This is a genomic window from Myxococcus sp. RHSTA-1-4 (assembly GCF_020037125.1).
GTDB lineage: Bacteria > Myxococcota > Myxococcia > Myxococcales > Myxococcaceae > Myxococcus.
The window spans coordinates 46942-73937 of sequence record NZ_JAIQDG010000029.1 but is presented as its reverse complement, the minus strand read 5'-3'; the positions used below and the strand labels follow the sequence as shown (position 1 = coordinate 73937).

The 26996-nt window shown below is 71.3% G+C and carries 24 protein-coding genes; 10 read left to right on the top strand and 14 right to left on the bottom strand.

Annotated features, from left to right (window positions below; genetic code table 11):
- Positions 1-21: 21 nt before the first annotated feature.
- Both K8638_RS32475 and K8638_RS32470 read right to left on the bottom strand, forming a co-directional pair.
- A complete protein-coding gene (locus K8638_RS32475; RefSeq protein ID WP_223758574.1) occupies positions 22-1383 on the bottom strand; it encodes a hypothetical protein in 1362 nt (453 codons plus the stop codon).
- A 37-nt stretch (positions 1384-1420) separates the two neighbouring features.
- A complete protein-coding gene (locus tag K8638_RS32470; RefSeq protein ID WP_223758573.1) occupies positions 1421-2419 on the bottom strand; it encodes a hypothetical protein in 999 nt (332 codons plus the stop codon).
- Positions 2420-2751: 332 nt separating this feature from the next.
- Here K8638_RS32470 and nfi point away from each other — a divergent pair, with 332 nt between their 5' ends.
- On the top strand, positions 2752-3459 hold the full coding sequence (nfi, locus tag K8638_RS32465; RefSeq protein ID WP_223758572.1) for a deoxyribonuclease V: 708 nt from the start codon (positions 2752-2754) through the stop codon (positions 3457-3459).
- A 1-nt stretch (position 3460) separates the two neighbouring features.
- Here the strand turns inward: nfi and K8638_RS32460 are convergent, their stop codons facing one another.
- Complete coding sequence (locus K8638_RS32460) at positions 3461-3949, bottom strand: hypothetical protein (RefSeq protein ID WP_223758571.1); 489 nt, start codon at positions 3947-3949, stop codon at positions 3461-3463.
- Positions 3950-4265: 316 nt separating this feature from the next.
- Between K8638_RS32460 and K8638_RS32455 the strand changes: the two genes are divergently transcribed.
- Together K8638_RS32455 and K8638_RS32450 are read left to right on the top strand one after the other, a co-directional pair.
- A complete protein-coding gene (locus K8638_RS32455; RefSeq protein WP_223758570.1) occupies positions 4266-6608 on the top strand; it encodes a GMC oxidoreductase in 2343 nt (780 codons plus the stop codon).
- A gap of 102 nt (positions 6609-6710) precedes the next feature.
- On the top strand, positions 6711-7220 hold the full coding sequence (locus K8638_RS32450) for a DUF2267 domain-containing protein (RefSeq protein WP_223758569.1): 510 nt from the start codon (positions 6711-6713) through the stop codon (positions 7218-7220).
- A 10-nt stretch (positions 7221-7230) separates the two neighbouring features.
- Here K8638_RS32450 and K8638_RS32445 read toward each other — a convergent pair whose 3' ends face one another.
- From K8638_RS32445 to K8638_RS32430, 4 genes are all read right to left on the bottom strand, one after another.
- Entirely contained in the window at positions 7231-7602 is a 372-nt protein-coding gene (locus K8638_RS32445; protein WP_223758568.1) for a hypothetical protein, read from the bottom strand.
- Between the two features lie 17 nt (positions 7603-7619).
- Entirely contained in the window at positions 7620-8810 is a 1191-nt protein-coding gene (locus K8638_RS32440) for a hypothetical protein (RefSeq protein WP_223758567.1), read from the bottom strand.
- Between the two features lie 38 nt (positions 8811-8848).
- Positions 8849-10621, bottom strand: a complete 1773-nt coding sequence (locus tag K8638_RS32435) for a VWA domain-containing protein (protein WP_223758566.1) — start codon at positions 10619-10621, stop codon at positions 8849-8851.
- 308 nt (positions 10622-10929) lie between these two features.
- A complete protein-coding gene (locus K8638_RS32430; RefSeq protein WP_223758565.1) occupies positions 10930-11637 on the bottom strand; it encodes a metallophosphoesterase in 708 nt (235 codons plus the stop codon).
- A 456-nt stretch (positions 11638-12093) separates the two neighbouring features.
- Between K8638_RS32430 and K8638_RS32425 the strand changes: the two genes are divergently transcribed.
- Together K8638_RS32425 and K8638_RS32420 are read left to right on the top strand one after the other, a co-directional pair.
- Entirely contained in the window at positions 12094-12762 is a 669-nt protein-coding gene (locus K8638_RS32425; RefSeq protein WP_223758564.1) for an RNA polymerase sigma factor, read from the top strand.
- A 46-nt stretch (positions 12763-12808) separates the two neighbouring features.
- The gene (locus K8638_RS32420) at positions 12809-13996 is read left to right on the top strand and encodes a hypothetical protein (protein ID WP_223758563.1); all 1188 of its coding nucleotides are present in this window, start codon (positions 12809-12811) and stop codon (positions 13994-13996) included.
- A gap of 48 nt (positions 13997-14044) precedes the next feature.
- Here K8638_RS32420 and K8638_RS32415 read toward each other — a convergent pair whose 3' ends face one another.
- From K8638_RS32415 to K8638_RS32400, 4 genes are all read right to left on the bottom strand, one after another.
- Complete coding sequence (locus K8638_RS32415; RefSeq protein WP_223758562.1) at positions 14045-15223, bottom strand: AraC family transcriptional regulator; 1179 nt, start codon at positions 15221-15223, stop codon at positions 14045-14047.
- A gap of 11 nt (positions 15224-15234) precedes the next feature.
- Positions 15235-15780, bottom strand: a complete 546-nt coding sequence (locus K8638_RS32410; RefSeq protein WP_223758561.1) for a zf-HC2 domain-containing protein — start codon at positions 15778-15780, stop codon at positions 15235-15237.
- Positions 15773-16420 (bottom strand): RNA polymerase sigma factor, encoded by a 648-nt coding sequence (locus K8638_RS32405; RefSeq protein ID WP_223758560.1) that lies wholly within the window; start codon positions 16418-16420, stop codon positions 15773-15775. Before K8638_RS32405 ends, K8638_RS32410 begins: the two co-directional genes overlap by 8 nt.
- Positions 16421-16543: 123 nt before the next feature.
- Positions 16544-17032: a PaaI family thioesterase gene (locus K8638_RS32400; protein WP_223758559.1), complete on the bottom strand. Its 489-nt coding sequence runs from the start codon at positions 17030-17032 to the stop codon at positions 16544-16546.
- Between the two features lie 123 nt (positions 17033-17155).
- On the opposite strand from K8638_RS32400, the gene K8638_RS32395 reads away from it, so the two are divergent.
- Positions 17156-19468, top strand: coding sequence for a UvrD-helicase domain-containing protein (locus tag K8638_RS32395; protein ID WP_223758558.1), 2313 nt, complete (start codon positions 17156-17158; stop codon positions 19466-19468).
- Positions 19469-19480: 12 nt separating this feature from the next.
- Here K8638_RS32395 and K8638_RS32390 read toward each other — a convergent pair whose 3' ends face one another.
- Entirely contained in the window at positions 19481-20515 is a 1035-nt protein-coding gene (locus tag K8638_RS32390) for a PQQ-binding-like beta-propeller repeat protein (RefSeq protein WP_370644168.1), read from the bottom strand.
- Between the two features lie 101 nt (positions 20516-20616).
- On the opposite strand from K8638_RS32390, the gene add reads away from it, so the two are divergent.
- The 4 genes from add (at position 20617) to K8638_RS32370 (ending at position 24979) form a co-directional block, all read left to right on the top strand.
- Positions 20617-21777, top strand: a complete 1161-nt coding sequence (gene add, locus K8638_RS32385) for an adenosine deaminase (RefSeq protein WP_223758556.1) — start codon at positions 20617-20619, stop codon at positions 21775-21777.
- A gap of 90 nt (positions 21778-21867) precedes the next feature.
- Positions 21868-22647 (top strand): SDR family NAD(P)-dependent oxidoreductase, encoded by a 780-nt coding sequence (locus tag K8638_RS32380; protein WP_223758555.1) that lies wholly within the window; start codon positions 21868-21870, stop codon positions 22645-22647.
- Positions 22648-22809: 162 nt separating this feature from the next.
- Positions 22810-24234: an RtcB family protein gene (locus K8638_RS32375; RefSeq protein ID WP_223758554.1), complete on the top strand. Its 1425-nt coding sequence runs from the start codon at positions 22810-22812 to the stop codon at positions 24232-24234.
- A 289-nt stretch (positions 24235-24523) separates the two neighbouring features.
- Positions 24524-24979 (top strand): hypothetical protein, encoded by a 456-nt coding sequence (locus tag K8638_RS32370; RefSeq protein ID WP_223758553.1) that lies wholly within the window; start codon positions 24524-24526, stop codon positions 24977-24979.
- 46 nt (positions 24980-25025) lie between these two features.
- Here the strand turns inward: K8638_RS32370 and K8638_RS32365 are convergent, their stop codons facing one another.
- Together K8638_RS32365 and glgC are read right to left on the bottom strand one after the other, a co-directional pair.
- A complete protein-coding gene (locus K8638_RS32365; protein ID WP_223758552.1) occupies positions 25026-25544 on the bottom strand; it encodes a GNAT family N-acetyltransferase in 519 nt (172 codons plus the stop codon).
- 7 nt (positions 25545-25551) lie between these two features.
- On the bottom strand, positions 25552-26781 hold the full coding sequence (gene glgC, locus K8638_RS32360) for a glucose-1-phosphate adenylyltransferase (RefSeq protein WP_223758551.1): 1230 nt from the start codon (positions 26779-26781) through the stop codon (positions 25552-25554).
- Positions 26782-26996: the final 215 nt, after the last annotated feature.

Below are 26996 nucleotides of genomic sequence, written 5' to 3'. Positions count from 1 at the left end.
TTCCCGCCCGGTGGCCGGCCGTCAGGGCCCCTCGCGCCGCACGTTGAGGTCGTCGAAGCGCCCCTCGCGCTCCAGGCGCCAGAGGTCCTCGTCGGTGACGTAGGGCTGGCCGAGCAGCTCCCGCGCCTTCTTCACCTTCGCCATCAGCAGCGGGTCGGAGATGGGCGTGCTGTTCTCCTTCGTGGGCCGGGGCGGCGGTCGCATCACGGAGAACGTCCCCCGCGCCGGGTGGCCGTCCAGCGTGTGCCCTTCCAGCGAGTAGGTGAGCATGGACACATCCGGCTCGGCCTTCGTGTCCAGGGACACCGTCACCTCCACTCCGCGGCCCTCGGGAATGGTGTCGATTCCCAGAGACACCTCGTCCGTATCCTCGGGAAGGGGAGGCGCCCCCGGCTCCGGCTTCCGGGCCCGGAGGAGTGTCACCCGCTCCAGGCGCACCAGCCCCTTCCAGGCGTGGTACAGGCGGAAGGTCTGCCGCACCATGCCGTCCTCGCCCAGCTCCGGGAAGCGCGGGGTGCCCCGCGCCAGCACCGTGACGACACCCTTCTTGTCGAAGTTCTCGAACGACGTATTGAGCACCTGGAGCGACGAGCGGCCCGTCACCCTCCGGCCCTGCGAATCGAAGACATCCACGCGGACGAGGTGCTGGAAGTACATGGCCCAGGGCCGCGTCCCTCCAGCGCCCAGCGTATGTGTCACCACGGGCGTGGTCGTCGTCACCGTGTGCTGGTCGTCGAAGGTCCACACGAACTTCACCGGCGCGAAGGGCGGGCGCGGCGGTGCGTCCCGCTTCTTCAGTTCGATGACCCGGGCCAGGAACTCGTAGTCCTCGTCGGCGTTGGGGAGCCGCCGGGAATAGACGTCGACGAGGCGCTCGGGCTCGCAGGGCTTCACCTTGTACCGGGGCACCGGCACCGACGTGGCCACGTTGTCCTTGCCGAACACCGTCACCACGGGGGGCTCGTACGTCCCATCCGGCTCCAGCCACACTCGCAGGGGCACGCGCATGCCGGTGCCCGTGCCGATGGTGGTGTGCAGGTACGAGTCATTCCCGTCCGGCGAGTGCGCGCGGACGCTGATGAGGTTGTCCTCGCCGGAGCACACCTCCTGCTTCTCCACCGTCACCGCGTCGATGACGGGCGGAGGCACCGGCGCTGGGGTGGGCTCCGCCCCCACGGCCAGGGTCGTGGGCGTGGCGGCGGGCGGAGGTGTGGGCGGAGTCTCCACGGGCCTGGAGGCCGAGGGCCCCTCCGCGGCCGGGGCAGGCGTGAGCGGAGCCTCCCGGCTCCCGGACAGCAGCCACCCGGCCACGAGTGCCACGGCGGCCAGGCCCAGCATCCAGGCCTGGCGCCGCTTCCAGAAGGGACGGTCGTCCGGTTTCATTCCGAGCGCTCCTCTCGTCGCTTCGAGAAACCCGCACCTACTGCCAGCAGCCGTAGACGTTGCCGCCCGAGTTCCACTGGAGCTGGTGCGAGTAATCGCTCGCCCACAGCGTGGTGGAGATGGGGTGGACGCCCCAGCCGCCGACGCGGTCCGGGCTGATGGACGTGGCGGTGGTGGAGCCGTCGTCGCGCACGCCCTTCCAGATGCTGCTGCTGCTGGTGTCGCAGCGGTTGGCGGACATGCAGTTCGTCACCTGGTTCCCGGCGTTGCCGCACACGTTCCAGAAGATGGGGCAGATGACGGTCAGCGCCGCGTTCTCGAACCAGCCGAGCGACGACTTGCAGTGGTTGTAGACGCCCGAGTAGAGCGAGTTGGACGCGGTGGCGATGCGGTCATGCGAGTAGGTGTACGCGGAGACGTAGCCCCGGCCCGCGTAGTGGTGCGCGTAGGCCAGGAAGGTGGAGCACACCATGCCGTTGTTCGCCGCGCTGCCGGGCATCTGATTGACGGTCTGCAGGTCGCGGTACTGGAACAGCGAGTAGGGCACTCGCGCCCCGTTCCATATCGGCCGGTCGATGTACTGGTTCGCGTCGACGCGCGACACGTCGCTGACGTAGGGGTGGTTGTACCAGAGGTTGTCCGCCACCTGCGCCGCGCCCATGGCATCGCCGAGCTGCCACGCGGTCCACTCCGGGCCATACCCGTTCGGGTCGTACATATAGTGGTAGATGCCGCCCTGGTTTATCTGCTCCAGGCCGGGGTAGCCGTACTGGAGCTGATTGACGTTGAGCGGGGTGCCACACACGGTGGGCCAGCCGTTCTGGTCGGGGTCCTTCATGGTGGCGTGGGACACGCCGCCGCCGGTGCCGTGGGACAGCATGGAGTGCGTGCGGTACTCGCCAATGGCGTCAATCACGTTGCGGATGGGGCCCGCGCCGCGGTCGAACACCACCGCGCCGTTGGGCGCGTTCCAGCCGGCGGCCGTGTAGCCACACTCGGACGCAGTGGCGGGCCCGGCCCACATCAGCGCGGACATTGTGAGACAGCCTGCGAGAAATCGACGCATCACGGCCTCCAGCACGTGCTGCTGCCGGCGGCCCCACCCCGATGAATTCCCAGGCTCGACTCGGGGTGAGGCCCGCCGGAGCGGATTCACGAGTGCCTGGGAAGGTCCACCCTACGCGCGTTGTGATGGCCAAGGTGCCGGGCTCCCCAGAGGGCAGTGAGCCAAGGAACACCGGATTTGCCCGCGAGGGCGCACCGGTGTTTGTTATTCCACGGTCGGGTGAAAGGGAGCTGACGTGGTGGGTTGCCTTGGGGCGCTGGGGCACCAGATTGAGGGAGGGAGTCGCGAGGAGAGCCGCGCGCATGGAGCTTCAGCCGGAGGTGAGCCGCTGGGATGTCACGCCCTCGGAGGCGGTGGCGCTGCAACGCCGGTTGGCCGAGCAGGTGGTGCTGCGGCCTCCGCCGGGATTGAAGGTGGAGCGCATCGCGGGCGCGGACATCTCCACGGAGAAGGGGAGGGACACGGGCTTCGGCGGCATCGTGGTGCTGGACGTGGCCACGCTGGCGCCGGTGGCGCAGTCCGGCGCGGCCGTGGCGCTGACCTTCCCGTACGTGCCGGGCCTGCTGTCGTTTCGCGAGCTGCCCATCGTGGCCGCCGCGTGGGAGCGGCTCACCGTGCGGCCCGACGTGGTCATCTTCGATGGACAGGGGACGGCGCACCCGCGCCGGATGGGGATTGCGTGTCACGGCGGGTTGCTGTTCGGCGTTCCCTCCATCGGGTGCGCCAAGTCGCTGCTGGTGGGCACGTACGGCAAGCTGGGAGACGCGCGAGGCTCCACCGCGCCCATCATTCACAGGGGCGAGGTGGTGGGCATGGCGGTGCGCACGCGCAAGGGCGTGCAGCCCGTGTACGTGTCGCCGGGCCACCTGATGGACCTGCCCACCGCGGTGGAGCTGGTGCTGAAGGTGAGCCCGAAGTACCGCGAGCCGGAGACGACGCGTCATGCGCACCGGCTCGTCAATGCGCTCCGCCGCGCGGGAGGTGAGGCGGCGGAGCTCGAGCTGAAGTAGGTCAGCGACTGCCGGGGCGGGCGCCGGTGGTGCGAGCGCTGCCGGTGCGGGTGCCCTTCCCGGTCCGGCTCGGGGTGCCGCCCGCGCGCCCGGTGGCCCGCTTCGTCCGGGCCGCCGCGGTCTTGCGGGTGGGAGTCTTCTTGGTGGCCGCCTTCTGCGCGGCGCTCGGCTTGCGGCCGGCCACGCGCGGCCCGGCCTTCCAGCCACCGCTCTTCTTCGCCGCGGCGGTGGCGGAGCGCTTGCGGATGCCCTGGCCGGGGGAGACCTTCCGTGCGGCCTTCTTCGCGCTGGAGGGCGTCTTCGCCCCCGGCTTCCGCTTCGCGGCGGTGCGGGCCCGGCGGGTGGAGGGGCCCGGCTTGCCGGGAGACCGCTTGCTCACCGCGCCGGCCTCACTGGGCGTCAGCACGGTGGTGGCGAGCTCGGCCGGTGCCTGCTGTGGCGGCGTCTCGGCGGTCTCGGCCTCGGTCGGGGGGCGTGCCTCGAATGACATGCGGTTGTCCTCCTGGGACGTGAGGGCTCGCAGCGTGGACCCGCCCGCCCGCGGCGCACAGGGGCTCTGCACCCGGAGTGAACGCCAGCGGACGGATGCCGCGCCACGAGCGCCGCCGCATCTCGCGCGGACCGGAGTTTGACGGTCGCAAGAACCGCTTCTATGTCCGATGAAGGTTCGAGGAGCCTCCACCCTCAAGGAATGGAGGCTCGGGCGTCTGTCTCCCCGGACGCCCTTCCACCGCGAGCCGCACTGGCGGTAGCACCGTGCCGCGGTGGAGGGCGAACAGGGCGGGAGGAGCCACTTGGGAGCGCCGATGCGAAGGCTGTCGTCACCGTGGAGCGAGATGGAGTCCCACTACTCCGTCGTGGTGGTGGGCTCTGGGTATGGAGGCGCCATCAGCGCCAGCCGGCTGGCGCGAGCGGGACAGCAGGTCTGTGTGCTGGAGCGGGGCCGCGAGTTGCTGCCCGGTGACTACCCGCGCACCGAGTCCGAGTTCTTCAAAGAGCTTCAGGTCCACTTCGACCCCGAGAGCGGCATCGACGTGGGCAACCCCACCGGCCTGTTCGAGGTGCACCGGGGTGGCGACGTCTCCGTGGTCAACGGCTGTGGCCTGGGGGGCACCTCGCTCATCAACGCCAGCGTGGCCCTGCGCCCGGACCCGCGCGTCTTCCTGGACACCCGGTGGCCCCAGGCGCTGCGCGACGACGTGGACGGGCTGCTGGAGGACGGCTTCGCCTGGGCGGAGCACATGCTTCGCCCCATCCCCTATCCGGAGTCCGCGCCGCCGCTGGCCACGCTGAAGGCGCTGGAGCAGGCGGCCCGGAAGATGGGCGGCACCTTCCGCCGGCCTCCGCTCGCCGTCTCCTTCGAGCCGGGTGTCAACCCCGCGGGGGTGCGTCAGAGCGGGTGCACGCTGTGCGGCGACTGCATGACGGGCTGCAACGTCGGCGCGAAGAACTCGGTGCTGATGAACTACCTGCCGGACGCGCACCGGCACGGGGCGAAGATATTCACGGAGGTGGGCGTGCGCTACCTGGCGCGCGACGGCGCGCGCTGGCGCGTCTACTACCGGCCGATGAGCGCCGGCCGTGAGCGCTTCGACGCGCCGGACCTGTGGGTGTCCGCGGACCGCGTCATCCTCGCGGCGGGCACCATGGGCACGGCGGAAATCCTGCTGCGCTCGAGGGCGCTGGGGCTGCCGCTGTCGAAGGAGCTCGGCCGGCACTTCAGCAACAACGGGGACGTGATGGCCTTCGGCTACAACACGGACGTCCCCGTCAACGGCGTGGGTTGGGGCGCGCAGCCTCCCGAGCACGGGGAGCCGGTGGGCCCCACCATCAGCGGCATCATCGACGAGCGCGCCACGCCCGTGCAGGAAGACGGCATGGTCATCGAGAACGGCGTCATCCCCGGGGCGATGGCCCGGCCGGTGATGGCGCTGCTCGCGACGGCCTCCGCCCTGTCGGGAGATGACACGGACCGGGGCCTCAAGGACCGCCTGGAGGAGATGGCGCGGGTGGCGGAGAGCGCCGTGCGCGGGCCGTACCACGGGGCCATGCGCAACACGCAGACGTTCCTCGTCATGTCGCACGACGACGGCAACGGCGAGCTGCGGCTGGTGGGAGACCGGGTGCGCGTGAGCTGGCCGGACGCGGGCCTGCAGCCGGTCTTCACCCGGGTGGACGAGCGGCTGCGCCGCGCCACGGAGGCGCTGGGCGGCACCTTCGTGCGCAACCCGCTGTGGAGCAAGCTCACCGGCCACGAATTGCTGTGCACGCACCCGCTGGGCGGCTGCGCCATGGGCGAGCGCGCGGAGGAGGGCGTGGTGGACCACGAGGGCCGCGTCTTCGCGGGCGAGTCGGGCACCGGCGTGCACGACGGGCTCTACGTCAGCGACGGCTCGGTGATTCCGAGGCCGCTGGGCACCAACCCGCTGCTCGCCATCTCCGCGGTGGCGGAGCGCTGCGTGGCCCTCATGGCGCGGCGCTACGGGTGGACGGTGGACTACTCGCCCGTGCCGGAGGCTCCGGCGCCGCTGCCTTCGCGGCCGCTGTCCGTCCAGTTCACGGAGACCATGTACGGGTACATCTCCGGCGCGGTGGACGAGGACTTCCTGCGCGCGGGAGACCCGGAGCGGCGGGACACCTCGCCCTTCCGCTTCATCCTCACGGTGGAGGCCGGTGACTTGGACGCCGTGTTCGCGGACCCGCTGCACGCCCTGAGCATGTCCGGCTCCGTGCAGGCCCCGGTGCTGTCGTCGCGCCCGCTGGCGGTGGAGGGTGGGGTGCTGCACCTGATGACGCGCGACGGGGCTCGCCAGGGGGGCCGGCGGATGCGCTACCAGCTCCCGCTGGTCTCCGAATCCGGCGAGCGCTTCTTCGTCGACGGCTACAAGGACGTCCACGACGACGCGGGTCTGGACCTGTGGGTGGACACCACGCGGCTGCGGGTGTCCGTGTACCGGGGCACGGACGCGTTGGGGCCGTGTGTCTACCGGGGTTTCCTGCGGCTGAACGCGAAGGACTTCACCGTGCAGCTGTCCACGCTGCGGGTGCTGCACGCACGGGACTCGGCGCAGCGGCTGGCGGCGCTGGCCCGCTTCGGGCGCTTCTTCTTCGGCGCGCTGTTCGACACGTACGTGCGCAAGGCGGCGTAGCGAGCGGGGAGGCATCGGCCCGCCGTCCGTGTCGCGGCGGGCGTGCCCCTCCGGGAGGCCATGGGCACCGTGAAGCCCAGACTCTTGGAGGAAGAACACCCCATGGCCAGTGACCGTGAGCAGCAGGGGAAGGGCGCCCCCCCGGAGGCCGAGCGCCCGGCCAGCCGTCGCGACGTTCCCATCGAGGTCCGGCGTGCCCGGCGGAGCGAGTCGCGCGCGAGCCAGACCTACAAGGCTTTCCTCGACCACCTGTGTGAGCGGGGAGGCATGTCCCCCCACGTGGCGGAGCAGGCGGCCGTCTCCGTGCTGTGCGCGCTGGAGCAGCGCATCTTCAGCGAGGAGGCCGCGGACCTGGAAGCCCAGCTTCCGCGCAAGCTGACGGAGTTGCTGCACCGCTGCGAGCGCCACGAAGAGGAGCTGCCAGGCAAGTTCGGCCGCGAGGAGTTGCTGAAGCGGGTGGGGGAGGACCTGTCGCTCAACCCGGACGCGGTGGAGCCGGTGGTGCGCGCGGTGCTGGACTCCATCCGGCACCTGATTTCCGAGGGCGAGGCCGAGGACGTGATGTCCCAGCTCCCCTCGGACCTGAGAGACCTCTGGGGCCGGGCCATCTGAGAGGAGTCCCTCAGGCGAGGGCGATGGGCTCGCTGCGCATGCCGGACACGCGCCGCAGCGGCTCGGCCCACCAGGGCTCCTCGGCCACGAGCACGTCGCGGCCACCCACGCGCGCCACCATGCCCCCGGGCGCCACCACGGAGAACCGCAGCGGCCGTCCCAGCGCGGAGGTGAGCGCGGACATGGTGCTTTCGTCCTCGGCGGAGAAGCCGAGCGGGCCCTCGGGGTGGCTGTGCGCGACCTCTTCCAGCTCGGCCCGGCACCGCCAGATGGCCTCCCACCGCTCGCGCGAGTCCGGGAGGAGGAACGGGTTGTCGGACTCGTCGCTCCACAGCACTTCGTTGTCACGGCCGATGAGCAGGCAGACCTCTCGCGCCGCCATGGCTTCCTCCCTTCCCGCTAGGCGTGCCGCGTAATCACCAGCACGCCCGTGTCGATGGCCTCGCGGATGACCGACGGCAGGCTCTCCAGCGTCACCTCGCTGTCCGCGCCCGCGAGGCACACTCCCGCGTCCACCACCTGGAGCGAGTCCGCGTCCACGATGGAGATGAAGCGCTCGTCCATGAACGAGTACGTCACCTCCAGCCGGTTGTCCCCCAGCCGCCGCGCGTCCCGCAGCCGCGCGCCCGCGCTGTGCAGCGCCCGCTCCGCGCGCTCCACGCCGTCCTCCCGCGAGCCCCGCCGCCCGTGGCGCCCGTGCCGCGACTGGGCCGTCCGCCACTGCGCCTCGGCCAGCAGCTCCGCCGCATGGGCCCGCGCCGTCGCCGCCTCGCGTCCCTCCGCCCGCCGCTGTGCCTCGGAAACCAGCCCCGCCAGCTCGCGCTCCTCCGCCCGCCGCAGGGTCTCGGAGTCCAGGCCCGCCGCCTCGCGCTCCGCCACCCGCCGCCGTGCCTCGGACACCAACCCCGCCGCGTAGTCCCGCGTCGCCGCGGCCTCCCGCTCCGCCCGCGCCGCCGCCTCCATCGCCGCCGCCCGCACCGCCCGCGCGCGCAGGTGCGCCTCGCGCTCGGCCACCAGGTGGCGCAGGCAGGACTCCGCCGCCTCGCGGCCACCCTCGGCCACCGTGAGCACCCGGCTACGCACCTCCGCCGGCGCGAACGGAATCCGCAGCGCTCGAGACACCGCCTCCAGCAGCGCATAGCCAAACGCCGCCCGCAGCGTCGCGCTCACGCCCTTCACGTCGGACAGCCAGCGCCCCTCCTCCAGCGCGCGGCGCGCTCCGTCCTCCGCCTCGCCCTCGAACTCCAGGCCGTCGAACACGAGCGAGCCGTCAAACCACCGCCGGGCGCTCACCAGCGCCAGCCGTGGCGGCTCCTCCTCCGGCATCAACTCCAGGGGCTCGGCCACCGCGCCCTCGCGCACCAGCCGGCTGCCCCACACATGTCCACGCACACGCGGCAGCGCCTCCAGGCCCTCCGGCCCGGCCGGCTCGCGCGCCGTGGCGACCCGCCCCTGCACCTCGAAGCGCCACCACCCCGGCTGCACCGGGGCGGCGACACGGAGGCGGCGCGAGGGGGCGTCCACGGTGCCGCCGCCAAAGTACGGCAGCACCGCCGACTCCACCTTCCCGAGGAACTTCCGGTAGTCCACGCCGCCTCCTCCTTCCTCACTTCAACCGCGGTGGTACCTCACGCCGCCTTCAGCAGCGGCGTGCGCATCACGCGCTCCACCCACCCGGACTGCGGGGCGGAGACGCTCTGCGCCGCCGGCGCGTCCAGCAGCGCCTTCAGCACGCGCGGCACCTGGTACGGGTCCGCGAACTGGTCCACGTTCACCTCGCTGAACGGCACCTTGAGCTGCCCCGCGCACGTGCGCACCGTGTTGCCGCGCGCACCCGCCACGGACACCAGCAAGGCCATGGCCGCCACGGTGTAGCCGAAGTCGCGGAACGCCCGGGCGAACTGGTCGCCCGCCTCGCCCGCCTCGTCGCCCACCACGATGACCACCAGCTTCGCCCCCTCCGGCACCCTCACGCCGTCGCGGTGCAGCGCCTGCACCGCGGCCGCGTGCGTCGTGCCGCCCGCCGCCTTCAGCCCCGACAGCATGTGCTGCACCGCCGTGCGGTTGGCCGCCTTCGGCTTCAGCACCGTGCCCATCGTGTCGAACGCGGCGATGTGCAGCTTGTCCATCGGGAAGCCCGCGAGGATGCGCGCCAGCGCCTCCTTCGAGTTCTCGATGGCCCCCTCCATGGAGCCCGACTTGTCGATGAGGAACATCACCCGCACGTCGGTCTCCGCCGTCGCCTCCGCCACCGCGTGGCGTGCCGCGTTGTCGCTCGCCTCCTCCAGCTTCTGCCGCAGCACCTCGCTCCGGACGTTCTTCGCGATGTTCAGCGCCCGCTGGTCCGTGGCGTTCGCCACCGCCTTCTCCCAGCGCGTCCGCACCGAGGGCTCCGCCATCAGCCCCAGCTCCTCCAGCGTCGGCGTCATCAGCCGCAAGTCCCTGTCCGACAGGGACGGGAGCAGGGCCGCCATGATGGCCGGCGTCAGGCCCACGTCCTTCGGCAGCCGGCCCACCACCTCCTTGTAGGAGAGGCGCTCCAGCTCGATCCACTCGCAGATCTCCGCCTCCGACAGCCCGTCGAAGCGCTCCCGCTTGACCAGGGTGAGCCCGCTCAGGCCCACCGTGCGGTGGCCCTCCGCGGACTGCTTCTGCTTCCAGCCGAGCACCTCGAAGAAGCCCTGCGTGGCGGGCTTGTACCCCGCCTTGCGCGCAAGCTTCTTCAGCGTCTCCTTGTACCCGGCCTTCACCAGCCCCTGGAGCATGGGCAGGTTCGCCTCACGCGCCGCCAGCCACCGGGACGCCACGCGCTTCCAGCGCCCCATGGGCGCCTTGCGGGACGCCGGGTCACCGAAGCCCGCCTCGCGGTTGAGGCGCGCGATCTCCGGCTGCTCGAGCAGCTCCGCCACCCGCAGCACCGCCTTGGGCGTGAGCATGCGCGTGGACTTGCGCTCGTAGTGGAGAATCATCGCCTCGCCGATGGCCCGCCAGTCGTCGTCGTGGAACGCCACCTGGCCGTGGTCGTCGCGCACGGGCTGACCCGCGTGCTCCTGCACCAGCATGAGCGCGCACGTGGCCACCTTCAGGTCACGCCAGTCCGTCTGCGTCAGCGCGTACGACGCGAAGTGCGCCATCAGCTCCGCGTTGAGCTTGTAGATGTCCAGCAGCTGCCGGTACAGCTTGACGGCCGCCGGCACGAAGAGCCCCGGCTTCACCGTCCGCCCCTGCGACTTCTGCGCCGGGGAGGCGTGCGCCGCCGCGTACCAGGTGCCGTTCACGTCCAGGCCGGGCCGGTTGTGCCACAGGTGCGCGGAGCCTCCAAGCACCAGGTCCAACAGCCGCTCGGCCGGGCCACGCTGCGCCTCGGGCAGCAGGTTCGTGTTCTGCGTCGGGGTCGTCATGGGTGTCCCCCTTTCGGGACGTGCCGCGGGTCAGGCGCGGGGCGGACCTCTCGCGTGACGGCGAGGGGAGTGCACCGCGCGTGGAACGCACGCGGGCCTTCACGTCAGCGAAGGCCGCGCGTGCGAAGTCGGAAGGAAGAAGAAAAGTGCGCCCGAGTGACGAGGCCGGTGCTTCTCTGGAGTCGGAGTCCAGCGCTCTACCAGACTGAGCTACGAGGCCCGGAGGCCCCGGCGGGATTCGAACCCGCGCCTCTTTGCGTGTTGGACCCCGTCGAACGGGCGCGAAACCGTGGATGGGCGGCGCGTGCTCAGGAGTAGACGCACACGTCGCCGTGGACCGGGAACTTCGCCACCTCTTTGCCGCCCCGGTACGTGTGCCGGGCCGGCACGGAGACCAGCTCCCAGGTGGGGAGCACCACCGCCGTCAGTGAGCGCCCGTAGACGCACCCGGTGTCGATACCCACCGCGTGCTCGGTGACGAGCGGCTGGTCGAAGACGGTGTGGCCGAAGATGACCCGCTCCGGGCCCTTCCAGTGGTGCGTCCAGAGCTTCCACCCGGCCGGGGCCTTGGAAGGCCAGTAGCTCTTGGTGGCGGGAGGCTGGATGCACTGCACGTGGAGCAGGTGGTACGGGTCCTGCTCCTCGGGCGCCCGGCCGGGCAGCATGCCGGCGTGCACGACGATGGCGTTGTGCTCCGGCAACCGGATGAAGTGGGGCAGCCCCGCCATCCAGTCGTAGTGCTCCGGGTCCAGGACACGGCGCGTCTCCAGGTGGTCCGGCAGCAGCCGGTCGTCCGGCCGGCGGCGCTGCTGGAGGTGCTTCTCCTCGTGGTTGCCGAGGATGGCCTCGTGCCGCATCGCCAGCTCCACGCACTCGCGGCGCTTGGGGCCGCGGTCCACCAGGTCACCCGCGAAGATGACCCGGTCGCTGGAGGTGGCACCCACCTTGTCGAGCAGCTCCAGGGCCTCGTCGTGACAGCCGTGGAGGTCTCCGATGACGATGGTGCGGGGGGACATGACGCGAAACCTCGAAAGAAGATGAGCGCCCGAGTGAAGAAGCCGGGAGGCTGAATCTCGAATTCAGTGCCGGACCGCCGGCGTTCACCTACCGGAAGGTAGATGCGTGGAGTCGAACCACGCGCTTGTGGGGCCGCTTCGGCCGGGCGCTCGAAACCGTTGCGGGCAGGGACGCGGCTTTCCGGTATTCCTGACGGGGGATTTTCCGGCTCCGGAAACCCCCGCCCCTGGTCCCGGGACACCCTCCCCCCTCTTTAGAGGCAATTTTGTCAGGAAACCGGCGCCCCCCGCGTCCGGCCCCCTGAGGCGCTGATTGTCCGGTGTTCCGGGCGGTTGGAGCCCCCCTGCCCGTCTCGGAGGCTGCCTGCGGATGCCAACGTGGTACCTTGCCGCGCCACATCCTCGAAACCCAATCTCCCGGGGTGATTCTCCCGGCGCAGCCCCCAGGTCCTTCCGGTGTACGAGCAGCTCACGGATGACGAATTGTTCGCGGAGGTGGTCCGCCGCCGCTCCGCTGGCGAGCCCGTCGGGTCGCCCCTCGGTTCGCTGGTGGACCGTTGGGCCCGCCCCGCGCGCTATGTCATCAGCAAGATTCAGGCGAGCTACGGCCGCGGTTCCCCGGCGGACGCGGACGAGCTCTTCCAGGACGCGGTGGGGAAGTTCCTCGACCGCGGCCTGGACCAGTTCCGGGGCGTCTCCGAGCAGATGCCCGGCCGAAGCGCGTCTCCCAAGACGTTCTTCCTGCGCATCGTCAAGCACGTGGCCATCGACTTCTACCGGCGGCACCGCGAGGAGCTCGCGGCGCCTCCGTCGGACCCCGATGACGCCATGGAGGAGCCACCCTCCGAGGTGGCCCGCGCGGTGGAAGCAGGAAAGCGGCGCGAGGAGCGGGCCGAGGCCCAGGAGCTGTACTGGGCGGCGTTTGCCCGACTCCAGCAGGAGCACCCGAAGGAGGCCTCCGCATGGGAGCTGTACCACCACGAGGACGTCGAGGATCACGAGGAATGTGCTCGGCGCCTGAACATCAGCGTGGTCAATTCCTACAAGCGCGTCAGCCGCGCTCAGGCCTACCTGAAGCTCTACCTGCTGGATCTCCAGCGCGAGTCGCAAGGGGAGGAAGCATGAGCCTCCTTCCCGGCCACACCCCGGGGTACCCAGGAGGATTGAATCCATGATTGCCGATGCTCTGTCCCGCTATTCCGCCCGCCGCACCGTCCTGACCGCGGCGAAGTCCTCTCCCGGAGAAGTTCTCGAGGCAGCCGGCGACCTCTTGCGTCGCGCCTCGAAGGTGGGGACCGAAGGTGTGGACGCAGCTCTTCGTGGATTGGGTCGCCCCCAAGTCGAAGCCTGGCTGAAGGCCCAGAAACCGCAGTCGCTGCAGCCGCTGCTGCTGAGGGCCGCGGAAGAAGCCGTGGAAGTCGCGCTGGACGGGGGGGAAGAGGCCGAGATGTGGAGGGCCTCGGCGATGGAGGGACTTGCCGCCCGCGACAGGGCCGCCTCCGCCGCCCGCGCGCTGGCCGCGTGGGAGGGACTTCACGGTGCCCTGGAAGGTGAGGCCGCGCAGCTTCGAGAGCGCTTTCTCTCCGCGCTCGGGACATTGGATTCGTCACTCCGCCCGAGAGCCCGCTGGTTCATTCCCCTCAATCCGCAGCGACGGCAGGAGCGCGACCTTCTCGAGCCCGCCGAGCAGGACACGGCCTGGTGGTTCTCCGCCCGCGCCGGTTGCGATGACCTGGTGGCCACCTGGACGGGAAGGCCCCAGACGCTCACCTCCCACCTTCAGGGCTGTGCCGACTGCCGCGCGGACATGGCGGATGCGGCGCCCGTGGACGCGCCCCCGCGGCGCCACCTCAGCGCGGATGACCTCTGGCGCCTCGACATGGGGCTGATGTCCGAGGACGAGCGCACGCGGCTGGATGCGCACACGGCCCGCTGTGGCGAGTGCGCCCAGGCGGTGCTGGCATTGGAAGAGGGCGACGAGGCCATCGAAGAGGCCCTCGACATGGACGCGGAGGAGGGCATGGTGGGCCGCGCCGCGCGCACGTCCCGCGCTCCGGTGGCGCAGCGCCCCTCCGCCGCCCGTCACCCCGAGCAGCGCGAGGTGTTGGAGGAGCGGCGCGACTTCCGGGTGGTGCTGGTCCGCGAGCGCCAGCGCGTCCGCCTGCTGGTGCAGCCCCTGTCGGGCCGCACGGTGACGGCGGCGGTGTTCCTCAGTCCCGGCCGTCCCTCGCTCAAGCCCACGCAGGGGCCGGAGGGCCTGGCCTTCGACCTGACGACGGCGTCCTCCACCGGCGCGCGCTCGGCCCACCTGTCGGTACAGGCGGGCAACGAGACGCTGGAGCGGGACTTCGCCTTCTGAAGGGAAGCACCCCGGAGCACGGGGCCCTGTGTCACGGGCCCCTCGCTCTCACGGGGCGACGAGGGTGCCGCCATTGCCGCCGCGCTCCGTGTCGAGCGCCTGGCGGCTGCGCACGGGCGGCTGCGGAATGGGGAGGCTCTGCGTTGGCAGCGAGGCGCGGAAGCCGTTGGCCAGCATGGCCACCACGAGCTGGGCGGGCGGGGGCCGGGTACCGAGCGCCGCGCCGCACACGTCGAGCTGATCCGTCACTCGCGGCCCGTCGCTGACCTGGTAGCGGTTGCACGCGCCGTCCACCTGCGCGTTCTTGTCGCGCGGCAGGTCGCGCGTGAGGCGGCCCCAGCGCATGACGAGCCTGTCCGGGGAGATGAGGATGTTGACCGGCTCTCCGCCCCACGTCCCGTCGATGACGGTGCGGGGCCCGCCGGCCTTCACCTTCAGGTCCAGCTGGCGCTGGCCGTACGTGCCCGTCACCGCGATGCCGTGCTCGTAGATTTCCTCGGAGAGGATGCTCGCCCAGACGCCGTCTCCGCGCCGGGTGTACGGCTTGTCCGCGGCGACGCGGCCATGGTTGAACCAGACGTCGCCCACGCGCCCCAGCGGCACCTGGTCGTTCTCCGCCACCGGCGTGGGCTCGTCCAGGCTGGCGGGGCCGGTGGAGGCCACGACGGGACGGGAGGCCAGCAGGTCCGTCACCGGCACCGAGGCTTCCACCACCTCGAAGCGCACGCCGTCCAGCCACGCCTGGCCGGTGCCGCTCATGATGAGGCCGGCCATGATGGTGGTGGCCTCCTTGGGGACGTCCAGCACCACGTCGTAGCGCTTGCAGCCCCGGGAGCCCACCAGCGCGCGCGACTGCATGTTGTCGAAGGCGAGCGGCTGCTTCGGGTCCGGCCCCTCCACGCGCATCCACAGCCCCGCCCAGCCGTCCACGTCCTTGACGCGCACGGCGGCGGAGAAGCGCAGCCGCTTGCCGCGGAAGTCCTGGGCACCGAAGGCCTGCATGAAGGTGCCGTAGCCGTTCTCGTCCAGCGTCAGCGAGCGGAGGTAGGCGCTGCGGGTGCCCTCGCACGGGGCGGAGCTGTCCACGCCCGCCTCGTAGCGCTTGGGCGCGCTCTCCGTCACGTACCAGCCCACCGGCAGCTTCTGGGCGCCACCCGACGGCTGGGCCCCGGCCGCGGTGGCGGCCAGCGCGAGCAGCAGGGCGGCGAGTTTCTTCCGGAAGTCCATGACGTGAGTCCTCACAGCGACACGGGATGGCGCGCGCTCAACGCGCCCTCGGGGAGGCCGGTGCGGGCCTCGTAGCGCGGCACCTCACCCGTGCCCCAGGGGTACTGGACCAGCAGCCCACGCTCCTCCGCCGCCTGCATGCAGGAGTCCTGCGTGGCCAGGTCCGGGCAGGCCACGACGATGGCTCGCGGCGCTCCCATCTCCAGCTCCAGCGCGGCCGTAGTGGTGGCCCTTCCGGCGACGCCGGAGGGGTGGGGGGCGCGGCCGCCGGGCAGCAGGACCAGCGCCAGCGAAGCCGCCGCCGCCAGCGCCGCGCCGACCGCGCCCGCCGCCGCGCGCCGCACGTGCCAGCGGGCGGGGCGGATGACGCGGTCCTCCCGAGGGAACGACTGGGCCACCTCCTGGAGCTGCTCGGACAGCACGGCTTCTTCCTGGAGCAGCCGGGCGCAGGGCTCGCACTCCAGCGTGTGCGCCTCCAGCGCGGCGGACGCCTCGGGTGACAGCGCCCCCAGGATGTATTGCTCCGCGGAGTCGCGGGTCAGGTGGGGCTTAAGCATGGGTCTCCTCCTCGAGCGCGGACCGCAACTTCTTACGGACCTCGCACAGGATTTGTCGCACGCGCTGGACGGACAGCCCGACACGCGAGGCGACTTCGGCATGGGGTAGCTCCTGGCCGTCACAGGCCAGGAGGAAGACGGTGCGCGCGCTCGGCGACACCTGCGCGAGCGCGGCATGGGCGCGGGACAATTGCTCCTCCGACAGGAGGCGCCGCTCCGCGGACACCGACGGGTCCACCGGGTGCTGCCGCTCCGGTAATTCCTCCACCGCCCCGGAGATGGACTCGCGCCGGGAGCGGCGGGCATCGTCCGCGGCCAGGAAGGCCGCCTGGGTGAGGGCGAGGTTCGGCAGGCGCAACTCCGTGAGCAGCCCACGCTGCTGTTGTTGGATGAGCCGGGCCCACGTCTCCTGGGCCAGCTCATGCGCCCGGTCCACCCGGACGCCACGCGCGAGCAGCGATACCACGACCCGGCGGTGGTGGCGTGCCACCAACGCGTCCCAGGCCGCCCGGTCGCCGGCCAGGGCTCGTCGCGCCAGGGTGTCTTCGTCTCCCTGGCGCGCAACCTCCGCTTCCACTGGCTCCTCGGCTTCCCTTGGCATCCGAAGCGTCATCCGCAGGCCCTGCACGGCTGCACTCATGCCGTCTTCCCGTCGCTCTGAGGCGTCTCCGGGGCCTGTCGGCTCCCCGGTCCCCGGGTAACGTGTGTCCGTGACGGACATATCGGCGGGAGCCGAGAGCGTGTGGGGAGGGGTATCCAAAGGTCAGTTGACGGCGGGGCTCTCTCCGGAGGCCCAGGGGAGGTTGGAGAGCTTCACCACGCCCTGGCAGCGGGCGCAGACGCGTCCCTGGCCGTCATATATCCGGGCGGTGGCGAAGAGGAGGGAGACGCTCTTGTTCTCCACCTCGGCCTCCACCCGCATGCCCTCGCCGGTGACGGGGCGCTCGAAGTTCATGGAGAGCTGCACGGTGGCGCAGCGGCGGGTGGGGTCCACCAGGGCGCCGCTGCAGCCAATGGCCAGGTCGAACATGGCGGCCAGGATGCCCCCGTTGACGGCGGCGGCGCTGCCCAGGCCGCCGCGGTGCTCGGGGCGCAGCTCCGGGAGGGTGATGACCACCTTGCGGCCCTCCGGAAAGGAGAGGTGGGCGCCGAAGTGGCGCAGGCTGGCGCTGCGGTTGAACTGGTCGGCGTAGCGGTCCAGGTCGGCCTGGGACGGCGGCCGGTGGGGGGAGCCGGACGGGGAGTCGGACATGGGCTCGTATCCTTATATATGAGGCCCGTCGCGCTGGGAGAGCGGGCGGGCGGGCGGGTGGTGGAAGGACGCCCACCGGACGATGAAAGACGTTAGAAGCAGGGGTTCTCTCTTGAGTGCCCCGTGAAGAACCCCCACGAAATCGCCCTCCTCGAAGACCTGAATGACCCCCAGCGCGAGGCCGTGCTGCATGGCGGCGGGCCCCTGCTCGTCCTGTCGGGCGCCGGCAGCGGCAAGACGCGCGTCATCACCCGCCGGGTGGCGTACCTGGTGAAGGTCCACGGCGTCTTCCCGTGGCGCATCCTCGCCGTCACCTTCACCAACAAGGCCGCGCGGGAGATGCGCGAGCGCCTGGCTCAGCTGTTGGGCGCGCAGGCCAACGACCTGGTGGTGAGCACGTTCCACTCGTCGGCGGCCATGATTCTGCGGCGCGAGGCGGAGCACGTGGGGCTCACCCGCTCGTTCGTCATCTATGACGACTCGGACCAGCTCAACGTGGTGAAGCGGGCCATGCGCGAGGCGGGCATCGAGCAGTCCATGCAGCCGCGCGAAATCCTGCACCGCATCGACCAGGAGAAGAACGCGGCGCGCCTGCCGGAGCACATGCAGGTGGAGCCGGGCGACGAGCGCGGCATGCTGGTGCGCAAGGTGTACGCGGCCTACCAGGAGCGGCTGCGCGCGGCCAACGCGGTGGACTTCGGCGACCTGCTGCTCCTGCTGGTGACGCTGTTCCGCACCCGGCCGGACGTGCTGGAGAACTACCGGCGCCGCTTCCACCACGTGCTGGTGGACGAGTTCCAGGACACCAACCCGGTGCAGTACGAGCTGCTCAAGCTGCTGGCCCCGCCGCCGTCGGCGAACCTGGTGGTGGTGGGCGACGACGACCAGTCCATCTACCGCTGGCGCGGCGCGGACGTGGACAACATCCTCAACTTCCCGCGGCAGTACCCCGGCGCGAAGGTGGTGAAGCTGGAGCAGAACTACCGCTCCGACCAGAACATCCTCACGGCCGCGCACGAGGTCATCAGCAAGAACACGCGGCGCATGCCGAAGAAGCTCTGGTCGGACCGCCAGCGGGGGGAGAACCTCACCCTGCTGCTCAACCGCGACGAGCGGTCCGAGGCGCAGGAGGTGGCGCGGCGGATTCTCTCGCTCCAGCGGGAGGGCTTCATCAAGTTCTCCAGCATGGCGGTGTTCTACCGGGTGAACGCGCAGAGCCGCGTGCTGGAAGAGGGGCTGCGGCTGGCGCGGGTGCCGTACACGCTGGTGAGCGGCCGCAGCTTCTATGACCGGGCGGAGGTGCGCGACGCGTCCGCGTACCTGCGGCTGATGGTGAACCCGCGCTCGGACGCGGACCTCCTTCGCATCATCAACACGCCGGCGCGCGGCATTGGCGACACCACGGTGGAGCGGGTGACGGACTACGCCAACTCGCGGGGCGTCAGCCTGTACGAGGCGCTGGCGCAGCCGGAGACCATCCCCGCGCTCAACGCCGCGGCGGTGAAGCGGCTGAAGGGCTTCCGGGGGCTGCTCACGTCCCTGGCCACCTTCGCGCTGGACGCGAAGGACGCGGCGAGCGCGGTGGAGCAGATGCTGCGCGAGACGAAGCTGGTGGAGACGCTCCAGGCCGAGGGCAGCGACGAGTCGCAGACGCGCGCGGAGAACCTGCGCGAGTTCCTGGGCGCCGCGCAGGAGTTCGACCTGAACCGGGCCGCCGCGGCGGTGGCGGCGGCGCAGAATGCTCCGGCGGAGGTGCCGCCGGAGGTGGACGCGGCCCCGCTGACGGCGGACGTGCCGCCCTTGCAGGCGTTCCTGGAGCAGATTTCGCTGGTGGGCGAGGCGGACGCGGAGGTGGGGGAGGGCCGGGTGGCGCTGATGACGCTGCACGCGGCCAAGGGCCTGGAGTTCGACGCGGTGTTCCTCACGGGCATGGAGGACGGCGTCTTCCCGCACTCGCGCGCGCTCAGGGGCGAGGACCCCGATGACGGGGAGGAGATGGCCGAGGAGCGGCGCCTCTGCTACGTGGGCTTCACGCGGGCGCGCAAGCGGCTCTTCGTGAGCCTGGCGCAGTGCCGCTCGCTGTTTGGCGAGCTGCGCTACAACCCGCCCAGCCGCTTCCTGCGGGACGTGCCCCCGGGGCTCTTCGGCATCACCGAGCAGGAGGTGGCGGAGCCGCCCCGGCCCTCGGCTGTGGCGCCGCGCAAGCGCGCGTATGACGAGGACGACGGGCCGCGCATCGACCGCTCGTACTCGCAGGCGTCGGACATGGACGGGGTGGGCGGGGACGTGCGCGGCATGCGCGTGCGCCACGAGCAGTTCGGCACCGGCCGCATCGTGGCGGCGGACGGCAGCGGGCCGAATGCGAAGGTGACGGTGGAGTTCGGCGGAGGCGTGGGCCTCAAGCGCGTCATCGCCCGCTTCCTGATTCCCGGGTGAGCCGCCCCGGGCTCATGGCTCGGGAGGCCGCAGCCGCCACGACAGCACCCGCCCGTCCAGTCCCAGCACGAACACCTGGTCCCCCATGACGACGGGTGGCGTGCGCAGTGGCGTGTCCGTGCGCAGCGAGAAGACGCGCTCCCAGCCTGGTTGCCGCAGTGCGACGAGCCGGCCCTCGCGCCCACGGGTGGGCACCAGCAGCATGTCCTCGCGGATGGACGCCACCTCCGTCACGAGCGGGTCGGGCAGGGGAAGCCGTGCCACCTCCTTCCCATCCGCCGGGGCCAGCCCCACGAGGAGGGGCGAGTCCGCCTGCTGCGCCCCGACCCACAGCGTGCCCAGCGCCAGCGACGGTGGTCCCGTAAGGCTCGCCGTGGGGGACTGCTCCCACAGGGGCTTACCATCCTTGACGCCCAGTGCGATGACGCGCCCGGAGCGCGTGCCCACGTAGACGGTGTCCCGCCAGGGCTCCATCCCCACCACGTCCCGTGCGTCGTACCGCCAGGCCGGTGTCCCATCCTCCACGGAGAGCGCCGCCAGCCCCGCCTCCCCACGGGCCACCAGCAGCAGTCCCTCGGCGAGCACCGGAGCGGGCAGCCCGCGTGGGGTGTCCGGCACGGCTTCCCGCGCCCTGGGAGGAGCGGGGCTGCGCCACCGCACCTTGCCCGTCTCCACCGCGTGCGCGCGCACGGCGCCGTCCGGGGCCACGAGGTACACCCAGGTGCCTGCCTCATCCACCACGGGCGGTGTGAGGACGGGCGGCTCCCCGGAGAGACGCCAGCGCTCCTTTCCATCCGCGAGCCCCAGCCGCACCAGGTCTCCGGCCACCGTGCCCACGATGAGGCTGTCCCCGGCCAGCGCGGGACGGGTGGCCACCTCCCGGCCGAGCGCCACCCGCCATATGACGCGCCCGGTCCGGTCCAGGCGCACCACCGTGCCGGCCTCGTTGCCGGTGACGACGCCGTCCCCCAGGGCCACCAGCCCGGCGCGCGAGGAGGCGTCGGTGGAGACGCGGAAGGCCGTCTCGGCGGGCTCCTTGCATCCCACGGCCGCCACCAGTGTCAGCGCCAGGGCGGGTAGCAGGGGCGTGCATGGACATGCGCGGGGCGACATGGTTTGGAGGATGGCGTAAGGAAGGAACTTCGACCATGCCTACCATTCGTGAAGACGAGTTTCCCAGCGCGACCGGCATCCCCTCCTCCGCCCGGCGGACGGACCTGGTGCCGCCCCCCACGCTGGCGGTGACCGAGGAATTGCTGCACGCGCTCCCCAAGACGGACCTGCACTGCCACCTCGACGGCTCCATGCGCCTGAAGACCATCCTCGAGCTGGCCGAGCAGCAGAAGGTGAGGCTGCCCGCGGACACCGAGGACGGGCTGGCCAGGGCCATCCACATGGGCGAGGTGTGCAAGAGCCTGGAGGAGTACCTCGTCGCCTTCGACGTGACGCTCTCCGTGCTCCAGACGGCGGATGCGCTCTACCGCTCCGCGTACGAGCTGGCGGTGGACGCCGCGGCGGAGAACGTGCGCTGGCTGGAGGTGCGCTACTCCCCGGCGCTCCACCTCCAGAAGGGCCTGAAGATGACCACCGTCATCGACTCCGTCCTCGAGGGCCTGCGCGCCGCGAAGAAGGAGACGGGCATCAAGTGCGGCGTCATCGTCTGCGGCATCCGCCACATCAACCCGCAGACGTCCATGCGGCTGGCGGAGCTGTCCGTGGCCTACAAGAACCGGGGCGTCATTGGCTTCGACCTGGCCGGCGCCGAGGCCAGCTTCCCCGCCAAGGACCACCGGGACGCCTTCCAGCTCATCCTCAAGAACAACGTCAACTGCACCGCCCACGCGGGCGAGGCCTACGGCCCCGAGTCCATCTCCCAGGCCATCCACAACCTGGGCGCGCACCGCATCGGCCACGGCACCCGGCTGCGTGAGGACGGTGACCTGCTCAACTACGTCAACGACCACCGGATTCCGCTGGAGGTCTGCCCCACCTCCAACGTGCAGACGGGCGCCGTCAGCAGCATCACCGCGCACCCGCTGAAGTTCTACTTCGACTACGGCCTGCGGGTGACCATCAACACCGACAACCGCCTCATCACCGACACCACGGTGACGAAGGAGCTGTGGGTGGCGCACAAGGAGCTGGGCCTGTCGCTGGAGGACCTGACCACCATCATCGTCTCCGGCTTCAAGAGCGCCTTCCTCCCGTTCCGCGAGAAGCAGGACATGTTGCGGATGGTGAACCAGGAGATCGCCACCACGCTGGCCGCCTTCGACAAGAAGCGGCAGGCGGTGAAGCAGACAGCGTGATGACATAGCCTCCGGCGCGCGGCGCGCCAGCTCCGGGGAAGCCCGCTGTTCCCCGGGGCGCGGTGGGGCGCCGGCAATGGAGGAGACATCATGGACCTGGAGCTGGGTGGCAAGGTGGTGCTGGTGACGGGGGGCTCGGACGGGCTGGGGGCGGCGGTGGCCCGGCGGCTGGTCCGCGAGGGCGCGAAGGTGGCCCTCTGTGCCCGGGGCGTGGAGCGCCTGGAAGCCACCGCGGCCTCCCTGCGCGCCGAGGGCGGGGACGTGCTGACCATCCAGGCCGACGTGTCCAAGGAGTGGCAGGTGGAGCACTTCGTGGACGCCGCGCATGCGCGCTTCGGGCGGGTGGATGCGCTGGTGAACAACGCCGGCACCGCGGCTGCCCGGGCCTTCGCCTCGGTGAGCGACGCGGAGTGGGAGGCGGACCTCCAGCTCAAGCTGTTCGCCGCCATCCGCGCCTCGCGGCAGGCGATTCCCCTCTTCAAGGACGCTGGGGGCGGCTCCATCGTCAACGTGCTGGCCATCAGCGCGAAGACGCCGGGGGCGAACTCGACGCCTTCCTCGGTGTCTCGCGCCGCGGGCCTGGCGCTGACGAAGGCGCTGTCGAAGGAGCTCGGGCCGCACGGCATCCGCGTGAATGCCGTGCTGGTGGGCATCATCGAGAGCGGCCAGTGGGTGCGCCGCGCGCACGAGGTGGGCAAGCCCGTGGAGTCCTTCCAGCAGGAGATGGCGCGCCACGCGGGCATCCCCCTGGGCCGGGTGGGCCGGGCCGAGGAGTTCGCGGACCTGGTCGCCTTCCTGCTGTCCCCCCGCGCCGGCTACATCAGCGGCACCGCCATCAACGTGGATGGTGGACTGTCCGCCGCCGTGTAGCGCCCCGCTGTCAGGAAGTGCCCCCGCTCCCGTCCGTGCACGGTGACGACGGCCTCGCGCCGTCTGGCGACCGCGGCTGCTGACCCGAAGGTCCCACCATCTCCTCCGTCACGTCCCCCTGGGCCCCGTACACGGGAACCAGGGCCATTCCCGAGCTGGGTCATGCAGCCGAACCTGAATCGGCTCCTGCGGGCGCTTGCCCGCGAGGGGCTCGAGGTGACCTATGACGGTCGCCTCTACACCGTGCGCCTCCTGGGTGATGCCGACGCACCACCCGCCGAGGTGCTCCTCCCGCCGGACCTGCCCGTGGAGGGCAAGGCCTTCCGGCAGCTCGCCAACCTCGCCGCCCTGAAGCACCCGGGCGGTGGCCAGGTGCTGCGCGTGCGCGCCACCCCCGACTTCCACCCGGGTGACTCCGGCGTGGCCATCGGCTCGGTGCTGCACACGCGGGGCCTGGTCGTGCCTGGCGCCATCGGCACCGACATCAACTGCGGCATGCGCCTGCACGTCGCGGACCTCTCCGTGGACGCCTTCCTGGCGAAGCGCGACACCTTCGTCGAGCGGATGAAGGGCCACTACTTCTTCGGCACGCGGGACGTGGCCATGTCCTCTCGCGCCTCGGAAGCGCTGCTGCGAGACGGCATCCCCGGCTGGCTGCTGGAGACGCTGGAGCGGCCGCTGGGCTGCGCGGGCCGGGCCGACCTGGCCCAGCTCGACGCGGAGGTGGCGCGCATCCACCTGGGCGGCGCGCTGAAGGGCGCTCCGACGTGGGCGCCCGGCAGCCTCACCCGCGAGGGCGTGGTGCGCGACGCGGGGCTGGCCACCATCGGCGGCGGCAACCACTTCGTCGAGGTGCAGCGCGTGGAGGCCGTGGAGGACCGGGCACGGGCCTGGGGGTGGGGTGTGCGCGAGGGACAGCTCGCGTTCATGATTCACTCCGGCAGCCGCGACGTGGGCAAACACGTGGGCGTGGCCTGGCAGGAGCGGGCGCGCAAGGCGTGGCCCGAGGGCAAGCCCTTCCCGGACAGCGGCATCCTCCCGCTGGGGGACGAGCGCCTGGTGACCGAGTACCTGGAGGCGGAGGCCACCGCGGCCAACTACGCCTTCCTCAACCGGTTGCTGCTCGCGGAGCTGCTGCGCCAGACGCTGCGCGAGCTGTTCGGCGAGGTGGAGGCGCCGCTCGTCTATGACGTGCCGCACAACCTCACGCTGCCGTACGAGGGCGGGTGGCTGGCGCGCAAGGGCGCGTGCCCGGCGGGGGCGGAGCAGCCCGTCATCATCCCCGGCTCCATGGGGGCCACGTCCTTCCTCATGGTGGGGTGTGGCGACGCGCGCTCGCTGGAGTCCGCGTCCCATGGCGCGGGCCGGGCGCGCTCGCGCTTCTCCATGGGGCGCGGCGGGGCGAACCACAGCGAGGCGGCGCTGGGTCTCACCGGGGTGGACTGCATCAGCCTCCGGGCCGAGCGGCGGGTGGAGGAGGCGCCCGCGGCCTACAAGCCCATCCGCCCCGTGGTGGACTCGCAGGTGGAGGCCGGCATCGTGCGCGAGGTAGCGAGGCTGGCGCCCCTGCTCACCTTCAAGGCCTGAGCCTGGACCCGGGTGGAGGCCGGCATCGTGCGCGAGGTGGCGCGGCTGGCACCCCTGCTCACCTTCAAGGCCTGAGCCTGGACCCGGGTGGAGGCTGGAACCGTTCGCGAGGTGGTGCGGCCGGCCCCTGCTCACCCTCATGGCCCGGGCTCGGGCCCGATGCACCGGTACCGGGCTCACTGCCCGGCGGGCACGTCATACATCTTGGCGTGCTCGCCGTTCTCCGGGTTGAATGGCGCCGCCCGGGCCGGTGCCCGCGCCATCCAAGCCGCACACGGGAGAGGGGAACATGCAAGACAACTTCGGGACACCGGTATCGCCTGGGGGCTCGAGCGCGCAGGCGCGCGAGGCGGTGTCGCTGCCGGCCATCCTGCTGATGGTCACCGCCGCGCTGACGTTCCTGTACGGCGTGGTGAGCCTCGTCAGCCCCGTCGACCCGGACCAGATGGCGAAGCTCGAGCAGGCGATGAGCGACCCCAGCATGGAGCAGATGCGGGCCTTCCTCGAGTTCTCCACGTCCACGGCCGGGCGCATGGTGTTCACGCTGCCCTACCTCATCATCAACGGGCTCGTCTTCCTGGGCGCGCTGAGGATGAAGGGCCTCCAGAGTTACGGGCTGGCGAACACCGCCGCCATCCTCGCCCTCATCCCGTGCTGCGGCCCCTGCGTCTGCGTGGGCATCCCCCTGGGCATCTGGGCCCTGGTGGTGCTCCGCAAGCCCGAGGTCCGCGCCGCTTTCAGCTGACGCGCTCCTGGCTCCGGGCCCGGGCTCACAGTCCCCGGCCCGGGCCTCACGGCGTCGCCGGCTCCAGCCTCGGGGCCGTGGCCGGCCGCCGCTTCTGCATCCGCACGCAGGCGAGCTTCACCTCCGGCGTCAGCGGGCGCCGGGCCGCGTGCAGCCACACGTAGCCGTGGTGCCGGTAGAAGGACTCCGCGTTGAGGCTGGCGTCCAGGCCCAGCAGCGGCACCCCGGCATGCCACGCCGCGGACTCCAGGGCCGCCAGCAGGGTGGAGCCCACGCCACGGCCCACCTCGTCGGGCACCACGTAGAGGGCCTCCAGCTCCCCCGCGCGCGCGTCCAGCTGGCCGAAGCCCACCATGCGCCGTCCGCGCTCGGCCACCAGCACGGTGCGGGGCTTGTCCGGCTGCAGGTAGCCCTCCGGCTTGAGCAGCCGCACCCAGGTGCTCACCTCGTGCGGCGCGTAGACGCCCACGCACAGCGTCTCCACCGCCCGGGTGTGGATGCGCCAGAGGGTGCGCCGGTCCGCCTCCCGCGCCGGCCTCAGGTGGAGCCCCCCCGCCACGGCCATGGCCGCCTCAGGTCACCTTCATGCCCTTGGGGATGACCACCACTCCGCCCGGCGTGACGTGGAAGCGCCGCTTGTCCTCCACCGGGTCGTAGCCAATGGTCGTCCCCTGCGGAATCTCCACGTTCTTGTCGATGATGGCCCGGCGGATGCGGCAGCGCCGGCCGATGGTGACGTTCTCGAAGAGGATGCAGTCCTCCACCTCCGAGTAGGAATTCACGCGCACCTTCGGGGACAGCACCGAGCGGTGCACGTGGCCGCCGGAGATGATGCTGCCCTCGGCCACCAGCGAGTCCGTGGCGTGGCCCACGCGGTTGTTCTCCTTGTCCGCGAAGACGAACTTGGCCGGCGGGTAGTTGTTCGTCTGCGTGTGGATGGGCCAGCGGTCGTTGTAGAGGTTGAAGATGGGGTCGACCTGCACGAGCTCCATGTTGGACTCGTAGTACACGTCGATGTTCCCCACGTCCCGCCAGTAGCCGCGCTCCTTCTCCTCCTGGCCGGGCACCTCGTTCCGCGCGAAGTCGTACACGTACACCGGCGCGCTCTTGTACAGCTCGCTGATGATGGACTTGCCGAAGTCGTGCGCGCTCGTCTCGTTCGCCGCGTCCCGCACCACCTCCTGCACCAGCACGTCCGTGGTGAAGAGGTAGTTGCCCATGGACGCCAGGCACATCTTCGGGTTGCCCGGCATGGGCGGAGGGTCCTTCGGCTTCTCCAGGAACTGCCGCATCCGTCCGTCCGGCCCCACGTCGATGATGCCGAACTCCCGCCCCTGCTCAATCGGCACCGGAATCGCGGCCACCGTGCACGCGGCCTTCTTGGCGATGTGGAAGTCCAGCATCTGCCGCGTGTCCATCCGGTACACGTGGTCCGCGCCGAAGACGAAGATGTGGTCCGGCTCCTCGTCGGTGATGATGTTGAGGTTCTGGTAGATGGCGTCCGCGCTGCCCTTGTACCAGTCCAGGCCCGTCCGCATCTGCGCGGGCACGGACTCCACGTAGTGGCCCAGGAAGGCCGTCATCCGCCACGCGCGGGACAGGTGGTTGTTCAGCGAGTCGCTCTTGTACTGGGTCAGCACCTTCATCCGGTAGACGCCGGAGTTCGCGAAGTTGGAGAGGACGAAGTCGATGATGCGGTAGCGGCCCCCGAACGGCACCGCGGGCTTCGCGCGCTCGCGGGTGAGGGGCTCCAGGCGGGTACCCGCACCGCCCGCCAGAATCATTGCCAGCACTTTGGACATGGTTGGCGGGGACGTTATCCGGCCTCCCCCATCCGACAAGGGCACATGCGCGCGCCCTCCCACCTTCGTTGAATGCCCAACCGCCTGTTCAGGCCGGGTGTCCGCCCCCCCGCCCCCCGTGGGGGCGGGATGTGGGAGAAGGGAGGCCCGGGGGGAGGATGCACTTCGGGCCAGTGGCGTGGCTTCCCCGGAGGCGGGTGGGCTGCTAGCCTTCC

Excerpts from the sequence above, each read along its gene's own strand:
- K8638_RS32400 (WP_223758559.1), bottom strand. The coding sequence starts at position 17,032 with ATGTCCGACTCCCCGTCCGGCTCCCCCCACCGGCCGCCGTCCCAGGCC.
- add (WP_223758556.1), top strand. The coding sequence starts at position 20,617 with ATGCCTACCATTCGTGAAGACGAGTTTCCCAGCGCGACCGGCATCCCC.
- K8638_RS32365 (WP_223758552.1), bottom strand. The coding sequence starts at position 25,544 with ATGGCCGTGGCGGGGGGGCTCCACCTGAGGCCGGCGCGGGAGGCGGAC.
- K8638_RS32450 (WP_223758569.1), top strand. The coding sequence starts at position 6,711 with ATGGCCAGTGACCGTGAGCAGCAGGGGAAGGGCGCCCCCCCGGAGGCC.
- glgC (WP_223758551.1), bottom strand. The coding sequence starts at position 26,781 with ATGTCCAAAGTGCTGGCAATGATTCTGGCGGGCGGTGCGGGTACCCGC.
- K8638_RS32445 (WP_223758568.1), bottom strand. The coding sequence starts at position 7,602 with ATGGCGGCGCGAGAGGTCTGCCTGCTCATCGGCCGTGACAACGAAGTG.
- nfi (WP_223758572.1), top strand. The coding sequence starts at position 2,752 with ATGGAGCTTCAGCCGGAGGTGAGCCGCTGGGATGTCACGCCCTCGGAG.
- K8638_RS32375 (WP_223758554.1), top strand. The coding sequence starts at position 22,810 with ATGCAGCCGAACCTGAATCGGCTCCTGCGGGCGCTTGCCCGCGAGGGG.
- K8638_RS32455 (WP_223758570.1), top strand. The coding sequence starts at position 4,266 with ATGCGAAGGCTGTCGTCACCGTGGAGCGAGATGGAGTCCCACTACTCC.
- K8638_RS32370 (WP_223758553.1), top strand. The coding sequence starts at position 24,524 with ATGCAAGACAACTTCGGGACACCGGTATCGCCTGGGGGCTCGAGCGCG.
- K8638_RS32405 (WP_223758560.1), bottom strand. The coding sequence starts at position 16,420 with ATGAGTGCAGCCGTGCAGGGCCTGCGGATGACGCTTCGGATGCCAAGG.
- K8638_RS32430 (WP_223758565.1), bottom strand. The coding sequence starts at position 11,637 with ATGTCCCCCCGCACCATCGTCATCGGAGACCTCCACGGCTGTCACGAC.
- K8638_RS32475 (WP_223758574.1), bottom strand. The coding sequence starts at position 1,383 with ATGAAACCGGACGACCGTCCCTTCTGGAAGCGGCGCCAGGCCTGGATG.
- K8638_RS32410 (WP_223758561.1), bottom strand. The coding sequence starts at position 15,780 with ATGCTTAAGCCCCACCTGACCCGCGACTCCGCGGAGCAATACATCCTG.
- K8638_RS32460 (WP_223758571.1), bottom strand. The coding sequence starts at position 3,949 with ATGTCATTCGAGGCACGCCCCCCGACCGAGGCCGAGACCGCCGAGACG.
- K8638_RS32380 (WP_223758555.1), top strand. The coding sequence starts at position 21,868 with ATGGACCTGGAGCTGGGTGGCAAGGTGGTGCTGGTGACGGGGGGCTCG.
- K8638_RS32420 (WP_223758563.1), top strand. The coding sequence starts at position 12,809 with ATGATTGCCGATGCTCTGTCCCGCTATTCCGCCCGCCGCACCGTCCTG.
- K8638_RS32415 (WP_223758562.1), bottom strand. The coding sequence starts at position 15,223 with ATGGACTTCCGGAAGAAACTCGCCGCCCTGCTGCTCGCGCTGGCCGCC.
- K8638_RS32435 (WP_223758566.1), bottom strand. The coding sequence starts at position 10,621 with ATGACGACCCCGACGCAGAACACGAACCTGCTGCCCGAGGCGCAGCGT.
- K8638_RS32470 (WP_223758573.1), bottom strand. The coding sequence starts at position 2,419 with ATGTCCGCGCTGATGTGGGCCGGGCCCGCCACTGCGTCCGAGTGTGGC.